This window comes from Denitratimonas organivorans, assembly GCF_037478135.1.
Lineage (GTDB): Bacteria > Pseudomonadota > Gammaproteobacteria > Xanthomonadales > Xanthomonadaceae > Denitratimonas.
This window is the reverse complement of record NZ_JBBHDV010000010.1, coordinates 1-15,902: the sequence shown is the minus strand read 5'-3', so window position 1 is coordinate 15,902 and position 15,902 is coordinate 1. Positions and strand designations below refer to the sequence as shown.

Annotated in this window: 12 protein-coding genes; 9 read left to right on the top strand and 3 right to left on the bottom strand. The window is 67.3% G+C overall.

Features of this window, described 5'->3' with window-relative positions; translation table 11 throughout:
- The first annotated feature begins 367 nt into the window (after positions 1-367).
- The 3 genes from WDB66_RS10760 to WDB66_RS10750 all read left to right on the top strand — a co-directional run bounded on the left by WDB66_RS10760 (position 368) and on the right by WDB66_RS10750 (position 2,082).
- Positions 368-898: a DNA-deoxyinosine glycosylase gene (locus WDB66_RS10760; RefSeq protein WP_339398583.1), complete on the top strand. Its 531-nt coding sequence runs from the start codon at positions 368-370 to the stop codon at positions 896-898.
- A gap of 65 nt (positions 899-963) precedes the next feature.
- Positions 964-1,308, top strand: coding sequence for a hypothetical protein (locus tag WDB66_RS10755; protein WP_339398582.1), 345 nt, complete (start codon positions 964-966; stop codon positions 1,306-1,308).
- A gap of 111 nt (positions 1,309-1,419) precedes the next feature.
- On the top strand, positions 1,420-2,082 hold the full coding sequence (locus WDB66_RS10750; RefSeq protein WP_339398581.1) for a response regulator: 663 nt from the start codon (positions 1,420-1,422) through the stop codon (positions 2,080-2,082).
- Positions 2,083-2,136: 54 nt separating this feature from the next.
- Here WDB66_RS10750 and WDB66_RS10745 read toward each other — a convergent pair whose 3' ends face one another.
- Positions 2,137-4,449, bottom strand: a complete 2,313-nt coding sequence (locus tag WDB66_RS10745) for an NADP-dependent malic enzyme (RefSeq protein ID WP_339398580.1) — start codon at positions 4,447-4,449, stop codon at positions 2,137-2,139.
- 174 nt (positions 4,450-4,623) lie between these two features.
- Here WDB66_RS10745 and WDB66_RS10740 point away from each other — a divergent pair, with 174 nt between their 5' ends.
- Together WDB66_RS10740 and rsgA are read left to right on the top strand one after the other, a co-directional pair.
- Positions 4,624-5,976, top strand: a complete 1,353-nt coding sequence (locus WDB66_RS10740; RefSeq protein ID WP_339398579.1) for a hypothetical protein — start codon at positions 4,624-4,626, stop codon at positions 5,974-5,976.
- Positions 5,973-7,034, top strand: a complete 1,062-nt coding sequence (gene rsgA, locus WDB66_RS10735; RefSeq protein WP_339398706.1) for a ribosome small subunit-dependent GTPase A — start codon at positions 5,973-5,975, stop codon at positions 7,032-7,034. Before WDB66_RS10740 ends, rsgA begins: the two co-directional genes overlap by 4 nt.
- A gap of 147 nt (positions 7,035-7,181) precedes the next feature.
- On the opposite strand, the gene WDB66_RS10730 is transcribed toward rsgA, so the two are convergent.
- Together WDB66_RS10730 and WDB66_RS10725 are read right to left on the bottom strand one after the other, a co-directional pair.
- On the bottom strand, positions 7,182-8,081 hold the full coding sequence (locus tag WDB66_RS10730) for a universal stress protein (RefSeq protein ID WP_339398578.1): 900 nt from the start codon (positions 8,079-8,081) through the stop codon (positions 7,182-7,184).
- 28 nt (positions 8,082-8,109) lie between these two features.
- A complete protein-coding gene (locus WDB66_RS10725) occupies positions 8,110-10,851 on the bottom strand; it encodes an HAD-IC family P-type ATPase (protein WP_339398577.1) in 2,742 nt (913 codons plus the stop codon).
- Between the two features lie 223 nt (positions 10,852-11,074).
- Between WDB66_RS10725 and pyk the strand changes: the two genes are divergently transcribed.
- The 4 genes from pyk to WDB66_RS10705 all read left to right on the top strand — a co-directional run bounded on the left by pyk (position 11,075) and on the right by WDB66_RS10705 (position 15,524).
- Positions 11,075-12,541 carry a pyruvate kinase gene (gene pyk, locus WDB66_RS10720; RefSeq protein WP_339398576.1) on the top strand — a complete coding sequence of 489 codons (1,467 nt, stop codon included), beginning with the start codon at positions 11,075-11,077 and terminating at the stop codon, positions 12,539-12,541.
- 103 nt (positions 12,542-12,644) lie between these two features.
- Positions 12,645-13,796 (top strand): glycosyltransferase family 4 protein, encoded by a 1,152-nt coding sequence (locus WDB66_RS10715; RefSeq protein WP_339398575.1) that lies wholly within the window; start codon positions 12,645-12,647, stop codon positions 13,794-13,796.
- Complete coding sequence (locus WDB66_RS10710) at positions 13,793-14,326, top strand: phosphatase PAP2 family protein (RefSeq protein ID WP_339398574.1); 534 nt, start codon at positions 13,793-13,795, stop codon at positions 14,324-14,326. The genes WDB66_RS10715 and WDB66_RS10710 overlap by 4 nt, the downstream gene beginning before the upstream one ends.
- Positions 14,327-14,519: 193 nt before the next feature.
- Positions 14,520-15,524, top strand: coding sequence for a class I fructose-bisphosphate aldolase (locus WDB66_RS10705; protein WP_339398573.1), 1,005 nt, complete (start codon positions 14,520-14,522; stop codon positions 15,522-15,524).
- Positions 15,525-15,902: the final 378 nt, after the last annotated feature.

Here is a 15,902-nt window from a genome sequence, read left to right as displayed (position 1 = left end):
AGGCGAGGCCAGGATGATGCGGACCGGTGCCTCCGGAGAAGATGCCCGCCGTGATGTGGGCCTGGTTCGTCGGCGGTGAAGAGGAATCGAAATCGACATGGCGCTGCCCCCAGTGCTGTCGGAGTGTTCCGGTTTCTCGACCTTGCCGGCGCATATCGCGCAACGGCATGGGTGGATTGCTGCGGTCGCTGCATCGGCCTGTTGCCGACCCGGCAACCCGTTACATTAGCAACCGGCGGCAACAGGGAATATAGGGGCGCTCCTGATGGGAATCAGCCCCGTGGCCGGTTGCGACTTGGGCAGATGTGGTTTCGGATGGATGGGCCCGGCACGACAGGCGGGCGGGATGATTTCGATGGACAGTGACATGCACAGTCCGCTGGCACGGGGATTTCCGCCCTTGGCACGGGCTGATGCGCACAGCCTGATCCTGGGCAGCATGCCGGGGCAGGCGTCGTTGCAGCAGCAGCGCTACTACGCGCATCCACGCAATGCGTTCTGGCCGATCATCCGGCAGTTGCTGGAAGTGCCGGCCGATGCCGATTACAGCCGGGCCGGGGAGGTCTTGCTGCAGCATGGTTTCGCGCTGTGGGATGTGCTGGCCAGCTGTCACCGGCCTGGCAGCCTGGATGCCGACATCAAGCCGGAGAGTGTCCAGGCCAACGACTTCGGCGCGTTCCTGCCGGCCCATCCGGGTATCGTGCGGTTGTTGTTCAACGGTGCGACGGCGCAGACTCTGTACCGGCGGCATGTGCTGCCGCAGTTGCCGTCGCGGTTGCAGAAGCTGCCGCAACTGCGCTTGCCGTCCACCAGCCCGGCGCATGCAGCGCTGACATTGCAGGACAAGTTGCGACTCTGGCAGCAGGCGCTGATGCCGGAGCTGGATGGGGGCCAGTGAGGGCAGGGCTCGCAATGGCCGGCGCCAGCGCGCAGAATCCAGTTCGTGATCGAGGGAGAGTATCAATGAGCACCCGATATTTCGTCAGACTGCCGGACCCGGCCCTGGCGCGTGGCAGCGTGCCGGAACTGTCGTTCCGTGCGCACGGTGCCGATGCCTTCGCGCAGGAGTTGCAGCAGGCGTTGCGTTCGCCGGAACTGTTCGAGCGCTGGCGCCAGACCCAGGACGATCCGGACAGCATCGACCCACAGCTGGGCGTGGTCGATCCCGGTGCGCAGGTCAGCGGTCAGCAGTCCGATCTGCATATCGATCTGGACGTGGTCACCACGCTCAATGGCACGATCCTGCAGCAGCGCCTGCGCTGGCTGGCCGGGCATGCCTGGCAACTGCGCGATGTGCGCGAAATCTAGATTGCGGTCATCGCTGTGCCGGGTGGCCCCGGCTGGCGGATTGCGTACCGGCGGCGAAACCGCCGGGCGCAGCGCAACACCATCAACAGGGGGAGCATGGAAACGATGGGCTTGAGGGAGCTGTTTGCACGCATCTTCGGACGGGCGCCGAAGGCACCGTTGCCGGAGGAGACACCGCCCTTGCAGGCGGAAATGGGAAATAGTGCGGTACGGGTTGATGATCCGCTGCCGGACGAGCTGGCCGCAGCTGCGGCTGAAGCCGAGCCGGCGGCAGCGGCCGGGCCGCCCAACGGCAAGGAGCGAAGAAAGGCCGAGCGACATCAGGCGGCCGAAGGCGTGCGCGTGCTGGTGGTTGATGACTCGCCGACGATCGTGGTGATGCTGCGCCGCATGCTGGTGCAGAACGGCTACGAAGTGTCCGAGGCGGGCGATGCCGAAACCGGCCTGGAGATCGCGCGCAATACGTTGCCGCACCTGATCTTCCTGGACATCGTGCTGCCCGGCATGAACGGCTTCGAGGCACTGCGTCGGCTGCGACGCGATCCGCTGACGCGTGGCATTCCGGTCATCATGATCAGCGGCAACGAGCTGGCCACCGAGCAGTTCTACGCGCAGCGCATCGGCGCCGACGATTTCATGAAGAAACCGTTTTCGCGCTACGAGGTGTTCCTGCGGATCGAGAGCCTGCTCGATCCCGAACGGATTCCGCACCGCCCGGCGATGGCGGCAGCACCGGCTCCGCTGCCCGATACGCCCGCCGATCCGGCCCCCTGATCCTGTTGACGAAATGGGCCGGCAGCGGTCTGGCCGCTGCCGGCAGCATGGTCATCAATCGTCTGCGGCGGCGTTCTGGGCCTGTGCGGCCTGGAGTTCGGAACGCATCTGCGCTTCGACCGCGGCCAGTGCGGTCATGTTGACCACGCGCCGCACCGTCGCGGCCGGGGTCAGGATGTGCGCCGGCTTGGATACACCCATCAGGATCGGGCCGATGCCGACGCCGTCGGTCATCGAGCGCACCAGGTTGTAGGCGGTGTTGGCCGCGCTCAGGTTCGGGAACACGAACAGGTTGGCGCTGCCCTTCAGGCGTGAGCCGGGCAGCAGGCGCTCGCGCACGATCGGGTCCAGTGCCGCGTCCACATGCATTTCGCCATCCACTTCCAGGTTCGGGGCGCGCTCGATGATCAGTTGCAGCGCCTGGCGCATCTTGTTGGCGCCGTCGTCGTCGTGGCTGCCGAAGTTGGAGTGCGAGATCAGCGCGACCTTGGGTTCGATGCCGAACAGCTTGAGCCGGTAGCTGGCCTGCAATGCGGCCTCGGCGATCATGTGCGCGTCCGGATCGACCTGCACATGGGTATCGACGAAGAAAAACACGCCCTTTTCGTTGATCACTGCCGACATCGCCGAGGTGCGCGCCACGCCGGGTTCGCGCCCGAGCACGTTGAGCACGTAGGCCAGCTTCGTCTGGTAGCGCCCGACCGTGCCGCACAGCATTGCGTCGGCTTCGCCCCGGCGCAGCATCAGCGAGGCGATCACCGCCGAACGCGAACGCACCACGGCCTTGGCAGCGGCCGGATTGACGCCCTGGCGCGCCATGATCTCGTGGTAGGTCTGCCAGTAATCGGCGAAGCGCGGGTCGTCGTCGATGTTGGTCAGCTCGAAATGCTCGCCGGCGCGGATGCGCAGGCCGAGGCGTTCGATACGCGACTGGATCACCGCCGGGCGGCCGATCAGGATCGGGAAGGCCAGACCCTCGTCGACCACGGTCTGCACCGCGCGCAGCACGGTTTCCTCTTCGCCTTCGGCATAGACCACGCGCTTGATGTCATCGCGTGCGCGCGAGAACACCGGGCGCATCGCCATGCCGCTGCGGAACACGAACTGGTTGAGCTTGTCGCGGTAGGCGGTGAAGTCTGAAATCGGGCGTGTGGCCACGCCCGAGGCCATCGCGGCGCGCGCCACGGCCGGCGCCAGCATTTCCATCAGGCGCGGGTCGAACGGGCGCGGGATCAGGTATTCGCGGCCGAAGCTGGGCAGTTCGCCGCCATAGCTGGCGCCCAGGTCCGCCGCTTCGATCCGCGCCAGCGCGGCGATCGCGTGCACGCAGGCCAGCTTCATCTGCTCGGTGATCGTGGTGGCGCCCACGTCCAGCGCACCGCGGAAGATGTAGGGGAAGCACAGTGCGTTGTTGACCTGGTTCGGGTAGTCCGAGCGGCCGGTGGCGATGATGCAGTCCGGGCGCACCGCAGCGGCGTCTTCGGGCAGGATTTCCGGGTAGGGATTGGCGAGCGCCAGGATGATCGGGTTGGTGGCCATGGTGGCGACCATTTCCGGCTTCAGCACGCCGCCGGCCGACAGGCCCAGGAAGATGTCGGCGCCGTCGACGATTTCCGCCAGGTTGCGCTTGTCGGTGTCGCGGGCGTAGCGTGCCTTGTCCGGATCCAGGCCGGGGCGGCCTTCGTACAGCACGCCTTCGCGGTCCACGGCGAGGATGTTTTCCGGCTTCATGCCCAGTGCCACCAGCATGTCCAGGCAGGCGATGCCGGCGGCGCCGGCGCCGGAGGTGGCGAGCTTGACCTCGTCGATGCGCTTGCCCGCAACCAGCAGCGCGTTGACCACGGCGGCGCCGACGATGATCGCGGTGCCGTGCTGGTCGTCGTGGAACACCGGGATCTTCATCCGCTCGCGCAGCTTGCGCTCGACGATGAAGCATTCCGGTGCCTTGATGTCTTCCAGATTGATGCCGCCGAAGGTCGGTTCGAGGCTGGCGATGATCTCGACCAGTTTGTCCGGGTCGTTCTCGTTGACTTCGAGGTCGAACACGTCGATGCCGGCGAACTTCTGGAACAGCACGCCCTTGCCTTCCATCACCGGCTTGCCGGCCAGCGGGCCGATGTTGCCCAGGCCCAGCACGGCGGTGCCGTTGGTGATCACCGCGACCAGGTTGGCGCGTGCGGTCAGTTCGCTGGCAGCGGCGGGGTTGGCGACAATTTCCTCGCAGGCATGCGCCACGCCGGGTGAATACGCCAGTGCCAGGTCGCGCTGGGTGACCATCGCCTTGGTCGGGGTGACCTTGATCTTGCCCGGTGGGTCAAGGCGGTGATAGTCGAGGGCGGCTTGGCGGAACGCATCTTGGCTGGACATGGCGCGACATTCGGGGGCGGAGGGGTCGATGATTCTAGCCCGTATGGGGGGCTGCGGCGTGGTCGATTGCCCCGGCCCGGATGCGGATTGGCGTCAAATTTAGCCGCGCGCCCGCTCCCGAAGGTGCCGGCTTCTGGGTGACAATGGCGGCCCCCCGGAACCCTGTGATGGTCGATGAACCCGCCTTCCCGCGGCACACACTGGCATCACGATGCCCTGCTATTGCTGGCGCTTGTGCTGTTGCAGGCGCCGCTGTGGCTCAATCCGGGCTATTTCAGCCATGACGAATTGCAGTGGGCCTCGCGCGCGGCGCTGCCGCTGGCCGAGGTGCAGTTCCTTTCCTTCACCGACTGGACAAGTTTCCAGTTCCGGCCGCTGACCTTCAATCTGTGGCTGCTGTTGTCGCATGTGTTGTTTGAAACACCGCGCCTGTTCCATGCGGTGTTCGTGCTGTTGGGCAGTCTCAATGCGCTGTTGCTGGCCAATGTGCTGCGGCGTGCCGGGGTCGGTGTGCAGATCGCGGCGGTGGCGGCGCTGGTGTTCGCGCTGAGCCCGTTCGCGGTGTGGGTGCATGGCTGGGTCGGGTGTCTGGCCGATCTGATCTGGGTGGCGGCAGGACTGGGCACGTTGGCCCTGCTGCAAAGGCTTGGCAACAGCGCGGGCGCGATGCTGCTGGCCGCAGCCGGTGCCGGGCTGATGACGCTGCTCGGGCTGCTGGCCAAGGAGGCCGCGCTGGTGCTGCCGACACTGCTGGCGCTGGGTGCGTTGCTGCTGCGCCTGCCGCACAACTGGATGGCGGCGACCGCCGGCAGTGGGTTGGTGGCGCTGGCCTATCTGGCCTTGCGCCTGGACGTATTGCTGCAACCGGAACCGGGCAGCACCTACACCACTGATCCGCTGGCGTTGCCGGTGCGCTGGCTGGAATACCAGGTCTTCCCGTGGGCATTGAATGTCGGCGAAGTGCATGTGCTGGCGCTGGCGTCGGTGGGGCGCTGGGCCGTGATGGTGGCGCTGTTGCTGATGCTGGCATGGTGCCTGTGGCGGGCGTCGCGGCGCCTGTGGCTGGCGTGGTTTGCCGGTGGCGTGTTGGCGCTGGGTCCGGTGTTGCTGCTGCCGATGTCGGCCAACCAGTACGGCTATGGCTTCATCGCGCTGGTCTGCGGTGTGCTGGCGCTGGCGTGGCCGCATTTTTCCCGGCGGCAGGGCTGGGTGGTCGGCGTGCTGGCGGCGATGACGTTGCTGCACGGGGTGCAGATCCAGGGGCGGTTGTTGCAGGCCGGCCGGGTGCAGGCGGTGTTTTCGCCGGCACTGGCGGCTGCGCTGGAAGCCGCCGGGCCGCAGCAATCGCTGTCGCTGTGGCCGCAACAATCGAAACAGGTCTATCTGTATGCGCGGCTGACGCATGATATTCCGTCCTATCGCGGCGTTCCGATCGGTGACCGTGTCCGCATGGCTGCACGGATCGAGGACGCCACCCACCTGATTGCGCCTGATGGCAGCCTGCACCCGATGGAGAGTCCGCCCTGAATCCATTTCCCGACCCGCAGATCGCACTGGCCGGACTGGGCTGGCGCCCGGACCATCCGGCCGCGCTGGCCTGGACGCAGGCGCCGCATGGGCGCGTGGCGCGGGTCAGTGAACAGCACCGTTCCGGCTATCGCGTCTGCGATGGCGAACGCGAATTCGCGGTGCAGGCGCCCGCACCGTGGACGCGCAAGGGATTCGCGCCGGAGCAGCGCGCCGTGGTCGGGGATTTCGTGCGGCTGGAGGCGGAGCAGGACCAGATCGTGGAACTGCTGCCGCGCAGCAGTCTGCTGCAACGTGGCGCTGCGGGCGAACATCTGAAAGTGCAGCCGATCGCGGCCAATATCGACACCGTGCTGGTGGTCACCGGGCTGGATCGCGACTTCAACCTGCGCCGGCTGGAGCGCTATCTGGTGCTGGTCAACGCCAGCGGCGCGACGCCGGTGTTGGTGCTGACCAAGGCCGACCGCTGTGAAGACGTGGAGGCGCTGCGCACGCAACTGGCCGGGATCGAAGGTGGCGGCGTCGCGGTGCTGGCACTCAATGCGCGCGATCCGGCCAGCGCCGCCCAGCTTGCGCCCTGGCTGGGCGCCGGCAATACGGTGGTACTGGTGGGGTCTTCCGGCGCCGGCAAATCGACCCTGACCAACACCCTGATGGGGCGCGACCGGATGAAGACCGGCGCGGTGCGCAGCAGTGATGCGCGCGGCCGCCACACCACCACCCATCGCGCTCTGCTGACCTTGCCGCACGGCGGCTGCCTGATCGACACACCCGGCATGCGCGAGCTCAAGCTCACCGGGGTGGAAGACGTGGCCGACAACGTGTTCGACGATATCGAAGCGCTGGCGGCGCAATGCCGTTTCCGCGATTGCCGTCACCAGGCCGAACCCGACTGCGCGATCCGTGCCGCCGAACAGGCCGGCACGCTGGACTCGGCGCGGTTGGGCAATTACCTGAAGCTGATGGCCGAACGTGCCGCCGCCGCGCAGGTGCTGGCATCACGCCAGGGCCGTCCGGCCCCTGGCAGCGGCCCGAGGCCGCGTCGCACGCGCGACTAAAGGGATTTCAGAAGTGCTTTTGAGAGCCCCTCTCCCTCGCTTGCGGGGGAGAGGGCTGGGGTGAGGGGGGCTTTTCGCGGCAGTACCAGGCAACACACAAAAGCACTCGCACCTGCGGTGTTCGTTCGCAGAGTGAGGACGTGTCCTTCAGTCCGCGCCGGCCTGCTTGCGTACCAGCAGCACGTCGGTGGCGGCGGTTTCCAGGATGCGCTTGGCGATCGAGCCGATCAGGATGTCGAACAGCGCGCTGCGCCCGTGCGTGCCCAGCGCGATCAGATCGGCATGGTGGTCGCGCACGTATTCGTAGGTCAGCCGTACCGGCTCGCCATGTTCGGCCACGACTTCGACTGCGGCACGCTGCTCCGGCGTCAGCGCGGCGTCGGCCAGAACGTGCTGGGCCTCGGCCAGAGCCTTGGCGCGGCCATCGTTGACCGCCTGCTGCTGCGCGCTTTCGTTGCCGGTGAACGGAGTGTCGTAGGCGTGGAACAGCGTCATCCGTGCATCGGGCAGGCGAGTGGCCGCCGCCTCCAGCGCCAACCGCGAGGAAGGTGAGAAATCGCTGGCCACCACGATGTTGCGGTACGGCCCGTGCACGCGGTCGCGCACCACCAGCACCGGCACCGTGGCATGGCGCGCCAGCCAGTCGACACTGGAACCCAGCACGGTGCGGCCAAAGGATTCACTGCGCGCGATGCCGGTGATGATCAGTTCCGCGCCTTCCTCCAGCGCCACGCGCAGCAGCACGTCGTTGATCCGGCCTTCCTCGACACGCGGCACGATATCCACATCGTCGGCGCCGGCGTCGCGCCGCAGCAGGTCCAGGGTGCGCTGCACCGGATCATCGCTGGCGGTGCTCCATGAAGGCCGGGGCGAAGCCCGCACCCGTTGCAGTGACAGCGTGCCCGGTTCCACCACGGTCAGCGCCACCAGCCGCGCCTGCCATTGGCGCGCGAGCTGGATGGCCCGGTCCAGTGCACGGTCGCAGCGCGCGCTCAGATCGGTAGCCAGAAGAATGGTGCGGGGGGCGGAAGAAGTGCCGGTTGTCATCAGGGTGTCCTTTGCATCCTTGGATATGTCATGGGCGCATCTGGGTGCGCAGTTCCTCGAACCAGTCCAGCCGCCGCAGCAGCCATTTTTCCAGTTCCAGCACGGTGAAAAGCAATATGCCCACCGCCACGATCAGCAGGCCGTCCGTCAGCGCCACCGGGCGCGAATCGAACAGCGTGTGCATCAGCGGCAGATAGGTGAAGGCCAGTTGCGCCAGCACCACGGCGGCCACCGCCCATAGTACTGCCGGCGTGCCCTGGATTCCGCGTAGCGTGAATGAGCGCATATGCAGGAAACGCACATTGAACAGATAGAAGATTTCCATCACGCAGAACGTGTTGACCACCATCGTGCGCGCCAGTGCCACCTCGTGGCCACGCGCCATCGCCCAAGCGTAGATACCGAATGCGCCGGCGGTGAATAGCAGAGACACCACGGCAATACGCCAGACCATGAAGGGCGAAATCAGCGGCGCCTGCGGGGCGCGCGGCGGGCGCAGCATGACGCCTGGTTCGGCCGGCTCGAAGGCCAGCGCCAGGCCCAAGGTCACGGTCAGCACCATGTTGATCCACAGGATCTGCGCCGGCGTCATCGGCAGGGTCAGGCTGAAGACCAGCGCGGCGATGATCGCCAATGCTTCGCCACCGTTGGTCGGTACGGTCCAGGCAATGACCTTGCGGATGTTGTCGTAGACCGTGCGGCCCTCGTTCACCGCCGCCACGATCGAGGCGAAATTGTCGTCGGCCAGCACGATCTGCGCGGCCTCCTTGGCCGCCTCGGTGCCTTTGTTGCCCATCGCGATGCCGACATCGGCGCGCTTCAGCGAAGGCGCATCGTTGACCCCGTCGCCGGTCATAGCCACCACGTGGCCGCGCGACTGCAGGGCCTGCACCACGCGCAGCTTGTGTTCCGGGCTGGTGCGCGCGAACACGCTGGCCTGCTGCGCCAGCTCCGGCAGTGCAGCGTCGTCGATGTGGTCGAGATCCTGGCCGGTGACCACCAGCGGCTGTTCGGCGATATGCAGTTGCTGCGCGATGGCGCTGGCGGTGGCGGCGTGGTCGCCGGTGATCATCTTGACCGCGATGCCGGCACTGCGGCAGTCCTCGACCGCCTGGATCGCCTCGGGCCGGGGTGGATCGATGAAGCCGACCACGCCGAGGAAGCAAAGCCCGCCGATATCGTCGAAACCCAGCGGCGAGGGTGCTTCAGGCAGATGTTTCAGGGCGAAACCCAGCATCCGTTCGCCGGCCTCGGCGGCCTGCGCGATGGCCGCGTCCCAGCCAGCCTGGTCCAGCGGCTGCGGCTGGCCTTCGGCATCCAGTTGCCGGTTGCACAGCGCCAGCACCTGTTCCGGCGCGCCCTTGAGCAGCAGTACTGCGCCGCCACGTTCTGGATCGCGGTGCAGCGTGGCCATGTAGCGCCAGCCGGCGTCGAACGGGATGGCGTCAAGGCGCGGCCAGTGCTCGCGCGTCTGCGCATGGTCGATGCCAGCCTTGGCCGCGAGCGCGATCAGCGCGCCTTCCATCGGATCGCCATCGATCTGCCACTGGTCGTCGCGCTGACGCAGCACGGCGTCGTTGCAGAGCAGGCCGCAGCGGATCAGTTGCTGCGCCGCCGGGGCAAGTCCGGCCTGTCCTTCGGGCAGTTGCAGGGCGCCGTGCGGAGCGTAACCGGTGCCTTCGGCCAGCAGCGTGCCGGCACGGCTGATCACGCGCCGCGCGGTCATTTCGTTGCGTGTCAGGGTGCCGGTCTTGTCCGAGCAGATCACCGTGGTGGAACCGAGGGTTTCCACCGCCGGCAGGCGCCGCACGATGGCGTGGCGGGCGGCCATGCGGCGCACGCCGATGGCCAGCGTGATCGTGATCACCGCCGGCAGGCTTTCTGGCACCACGCCCACTGCCAGCGCCACCACCAGCATGAAGGCGTCGATCCAGTCGTAGCCGCGCGCCAGCACCGCGAACAGCAGCAACAGCGCCGATACCAGGATCGCAACGGCGGTGAACTGGCGCCCGAAGCGGCCGATTTTCACCAGCAGTGGTGTGGCCAGCGCTTCGACCTCGCCCAGCAGGGTGCTGATATGGCCGATCTGGGTGCGGCTGCCGGTTTCCACCACGATTCCCGTGGTGCGGCCGGCGGCGACCAGGGTGCCGGACCAGGCCATGCCGGCACGGTCGCCCAGGGCGGCGTCTTCGGGCACGGTGTCGGTGTGCTTCTGCGCCGCGACCGATTCGCCGGTCAGCACTGCCTCGTCGATCAGCAGGCCGCGGGCATGCAGCAGGCGCAGATCGGCCGGCACCCGGTCGCCGGCTTCCAGCAGCACGATGTCACCGGGCACCAGCTGTGCCACCGGCAACGTCGCGCGCACCCCATCACGCATGACTCGTGCGCTGGGCGCCAGCATCGCGCGCAGCCCGGCCAGGGCCTGTTCGGCGCGGCCTTCCTGCACGAAACCGATGATCGCATTGATCAATACCACGCCGAAGATGACCCCGGCATCGACGAACTGGCCCAGTGCGCCGGCAATGGCCCCGGCCGTGAGCAGGAACAGGATCAGGGCATTGTTGAACTGCACCAGCAGACGCTTCCACGCCGGCCGCACGCGTGCCTCGGGCAGGGTGTTGGCGCCGTGGCGTTGCAGACGCAGCGCGGCCTCTTCCCGGCTCAAGCCCTGCCGTCCGCTGCCAAGACGCTCGCACACGGCATCGGCGCTGAGGCTGTGCCAGGGCGGTGTTGGCTGATCCGAAGAGGCGCGCTGCGGGGTCTGGGGCATCGGGAGATCCGGTGGTGGCGGCGGAAAATGGCGGCTGTTCCGCCTTTCACGATACCGTCGCCGGTGCTGCATGGTGATGTCGCTATTGTCACCGCACTGCCGAGCAGGGCGCTTGACCCGGGTCAATCAGCACGCGCCCGCCGCCATCGCGCGGGTCTGCCGGGGTGCCGGGCAAAGTGCTAGCGTGACGGGTTCGACATGACAACAAGAGCACAGACGCAAGATGAGTGGACAACTGCGACGCACCCGGATCCTCGCCACGCTGGGCCCGGCCACCGACGCGCCGGGCGTGCTGGAAGCGATCATCGCCGCCGGCGTGGACGTGGTGCGGCTGAACTTTTCCCACGGCAGCGCGGCCGATCACGCCGCCCGGGTGGAGCGCGTGCGGGCCGCGGCGCAGGCCGCCGGGCGTGAGGTCGGCATCCTGGGCGATCTGCAGGGGCCGAAAATCAGGATCGAGCGCTTCGCGATCGGCAAGGTCGCGCTGAAGGCCGGCGAACCCTTCGCCCTGCATGCACGCGAGGACGCACCACCGGGCGATGCCTCCGGCGTTGGTGTCTCGTATCTGGGGCTGGTCGATGACGTGGTCGCAGGCGATGTGCTGCTGCTCGATGACGGCATGGTGTCGTTGCGGGTGGAGGCGGTCGAAGGCGACACCATCCGCACCACGGTGCTCAACGACGGCTTCCTGTCCGATCGCAAGGGGCTGAACCGGCTCGGCGGCGGCCTCTCGCTGGATGCGCTCAGCGACAAGGACCGCGAGGACATCCGCCTGGCGGCCGAGCTGAATGTGGATTTTCTCGCGGTGTCGTTCTGCCGCAGTGCGGCCGATATCGAGCAAGCCCGCCGGCTGGCGCGCGAGGCTGGCAGCGATGCCTATCTGGTGGCCAAGATCGAACGCGCCGAGGCGATCGACGCGCTGGGCGAGATCATTGACGCCAGCGATGTGGTGATGGTGGCGCGCGGCGATCTGGGTGTGGAGATCGGCGATGCCGAACTGCCCGGCCTGCAGAAGAAGATCATCCGCGAATCGCTGGCGCGCGGGCGCGTGGTCATCACCGCCACTCAGATGTTGCAATCCATGGTCGAATCGCCGATCCCGACCCGGGCCGAAGTGCTGGACGTGGCCAATGCCGTGATCGACGGCACCGATGCGGTGATGCTCAGCGCCGAAACCGCCGCCGGCAGCTATCCGCTCAAGGCGGTCGAAGCGATGCTGCGCATCTGCCTGGGGGCCGAGCGCCAGTTCGAGCACAATACCGATTTCGAAGCCGCGCCGCGCCACCTGCAACACAGCGACCAGGCCATCGCGCTGGCCTCGATGTACCTGACCAAGCATATCGACGTGCGCGCGATCCTGGCATTGACCGAATCCGGCGCCACGGTGCGCCACCTGACCCGCTTCCGCTCTACCGCGCCGGTCTACGGCCTCTCGCGCCATGCGCCGGCGCGGCGCCGCATGGCGATGATGCGCGGCGCCTGGCCGGTCGAATTCGACAGCTACGACGATCCACCGCGCAAGGCTGCGCGTGATGCGGTGGCGGAACTCTACCGGCGCGGTCTTCTCAGCGAAGGCGATCGCGTGCTGATCACCAGCGGCGACCACATGGGCCATCTGGGTTCGACCAATACCCTGCGCCTGCTGACCGTGGGTGTCGGTGGCGCGGCCGAGGGTCTGGGTCGGCTCTGAACCAGGACGGCCAGCGGCGCCGCTTTCATCAGGATGTCATATGCGCGTAATGGTGGCGCCATCGGCGTTGCCGAGCATGCTGTCACCCTGTTGGGAGACGGGCATGCACGTCGCACTGGTTACCGAGACCTATCCACCCGAAATCAACGGCGTGGCCCTGACCGTCCACAACCTGGCGGTGGGCCTGCGTGAGATGGGCGCGCGGGTGGATGTGGTGCGCCCGGCGCACCGCGATGAGATGCCAGGTGAAAGCGGGCCAGGTGAAAGCAGCGGCGACGAACTGCGCCTGTCCGGCGCGGCGCTGCCGTATTACCCGGGCCTGCGCTTCGGTTGGCCTGCCGGGCGCCGCCTTCGCCAGCGCTGGGAAGCGGCCCGCCCGGACGCGATCTACATCGCCACCGAAGGCCCGCTCGGCTGGTCCGCGCTGAATGCCGCGCGCCATCTCGGGATTCCGGTCGCTACCGGCTTCCACACCCGCTTCGACCAGTACATGGGCCGCTACGGTCTGGGCCTGCTGGCGCCGGTCGCGTTCGGCTGGCTGCGCTGGTTCCACAACCAGAGCGATGTGACCCTGGTGCCGACCCGGGAACTGGCGCGCGATCTGCTGGCGCGCGGCTTCCAGAGCGTGGTGCAGCTGTCGCGCGCGGTCGATGCCGGGGCCTTCAACCCGGGCTGCCGCAGTGCCGCACTGCGCGCACGCTGGTTGCCGGAAGGCGGCGACGCGCCGGTGCTGATCCATGTCGGGCGCGTGGCGCCGGAGAAGAACCTGGATCTGGCGATTCGCGCCTACCGTGAAATCAAGGCGCAACAGCCGGCCACACGCATGGTGATGGTCGGCGACGGCCCCTCGCGCGCGGCGCTGGAGGCGGCGAATCCAGACATCGTGTTCACCGGCATGCTGCGTGGCCAGGAGCTGGCCGAACACTTCGCCAGTGCCGACATCTTCCTGTTCCCGAGCCTGAGCGAAACCTTCGGCAACGTCACCCTGGAAGCGATGGCCAGCGGCATCGCCACGGTCGCCTACAACTACGGCGCCGCGCGCGAGGTGCTGCGCGATGGCGAACACGGCCGCGCGGTGGAATGCGGCGACGAGGCCGGCTTCATCGCAGCCGCCTGCCAGGTCGCGGCCGATCCGGAACTGCGCCGCCGCATGGGGCAGGCGGCACGCGCGGCGATCGTGCCGATGCAGCCGCAGCAGGTCTGCGAGGACTTTTCCGCCCTGTTGTCCGGGCTGGCGTTGAAGGGGTTGGCATGAGCAACGTGATCGGGATGTGGAAACGGCGTGAGGCCGGCTGGTGCCTGGCGTGCAACCGCTGGGGCATGCGCCGCTGGGTGCGGCCGGGATTTGCCGCGATCAGTCGCCTGGGCGACGGCGTGTTCTGGTACGCGCTGATGCTGGGGATGATCCTGTTCGACGGCTGGAACGGACTGCATGCCAGCGCCCACATGGCCGCCACCGGGGTCGCGGCGCTGCTGCTGTATCGCGTGATGAAACGCTGGACCCGGCGCCCGCGTCCCTGCGCCTCGGACGCGCGCATCCTCGCGTTGGTGCGGCCGTTGGATGAATTCAGCTTCCCCTCCGGCCATACCCTGCATGCGGTCGCCTTCACCGGTGTGGCGCTGGCATGGTATCCGCTGCTGGCCTGGGTGCTGCTGCCGTTCTGCGTGCTGGTCGCGGCCTCGCGCGTGGTGCTGGGCCTGCACTATCCCAGCGATGTGCTCGCCGCCACCGGCATCGGCGTTGGACTGGCTTCGCTCTCGCTGTGGCTGGTGCCGGTGGTCTGAGCGCCCGGCTGGAACCACGACGGCACCATTTCCGCCCCGCAGGCGTTGCGGGCAGGCGCTGGCGCGGGCTGCATGAATTGCGGTTCAGACTGGCTGCCATCAGCGCCTAAGTTGCTGTGCCAACGGCTATAATGCGCGGCTAGCCGCATCGCGGCCCAACCCGCGGCCCTGCCGCCAGCACCGGAGCATTCTGATGAGTATCGAGCAACTGGAAGACATCGCCCAGGCCATGGTGGCGCCGGGCAAGGGCATCATCGCGATCGACGAATCCAACAACACCATCAAGAAGCGCTTTGATGCGGTGGGGGTCGAGTCCACCGAGGAAAACCGCCGCGCCTACCGCGAGATGCTGCTGACCACGCCGAAGTTGTCGGACTACATCTCCGGCGCGATCCTGTTCGACGAAACCCTGCGCCAGTCCACCCGTACCGGCGTGCCGTTCACCAAAGTCATGGCCGATGCCGGCATCCTGCCGGGCATCAAGGTCGACAAGGGGCCGGTGCCGCTGGCCGGCTTCCCGGGCGATGTCGTCACCGAGGGCCTGGACGGCCTGCGTCCGCGTCTGAAGGAATATGCCGGGCTGGGTGCCAAGTTCGCCAAGTGGCGCGCGGTGATCGCGATTTCCGACGAGAACCCGAGCGGCACCTGCATCGAATCCAACTGCCATGCGCTGGCCCGCTATGCCGCGCTGTGCCAGGAAGCCGGCCTGGTGCCGATGGTGGAGCCGGAAATCCTGATCGATGGCAACCACGACATCGACGTGTGCTACGAAGTCACCGAGGCCACGCTGCGTTCGCTGTTCGCCGCGCTGTACGAGCACAACGTGCTGCTGGAAGGCACCATCCTGAAGGCCAGCATGGTCATTTCCGGCAAGGACTGCCCGGAGCAGGCCGGTGTCGAGGAAGTGGCCGAGGCTACGCTGCGTTGCCTGAAGGCGACCGTGCCGGCCTCGCTGCCGGGTATCGTGTTCCTGTCCGGCGGTCAGAGCGATGAAGCTGCGACCGCGCATCTGAATGCGATGAACCAGCTCGGCGCCAAGCCCTGGCCGCTGTCGTTCTCCTACGGCCGCGCGATGCAGCAGGCCGCGTTGAAGCTGTGGGCGGAAGACATGAGCGGCAACTTCACCAAGGCCCAGGACACCGTCTACGCCCGCGCACGCGACAATGGCCTGGCGGCACTGGGGCAGTGGAAGGGCTGATCCAGCTTTCCCACTCCGCCTGTCGATACGAAAACGCCGGCCCAAGCCGGCGTTTTCCGTTGTAGACCCTGTAGGCAGGGTAAGGCGTAGCCGCACCCGGGGTGAGCTCTCCATTCGCATTCGGGGTGAAGCTCTCAGGAAGCGCGGGCCCGCAGGGTGGGTCTCTTCGTCCAGACCCGGAATGAAGATCTCCGTCCGCACTTGGCGTGAAGATCTCCGTGGAAAGCCCAACCCGGGCGCGCTTTGCTTATCTGATGGGATGGACTCCTCCTCCCACGGACGGCATCGCGATGTGCCAGATTGCGGCGAGCCGAGGAGGCATCGTTCGCAAACCAAAATGAAAGGAGGAGTCCGCCATGAATCGTACCCAATCGTCCG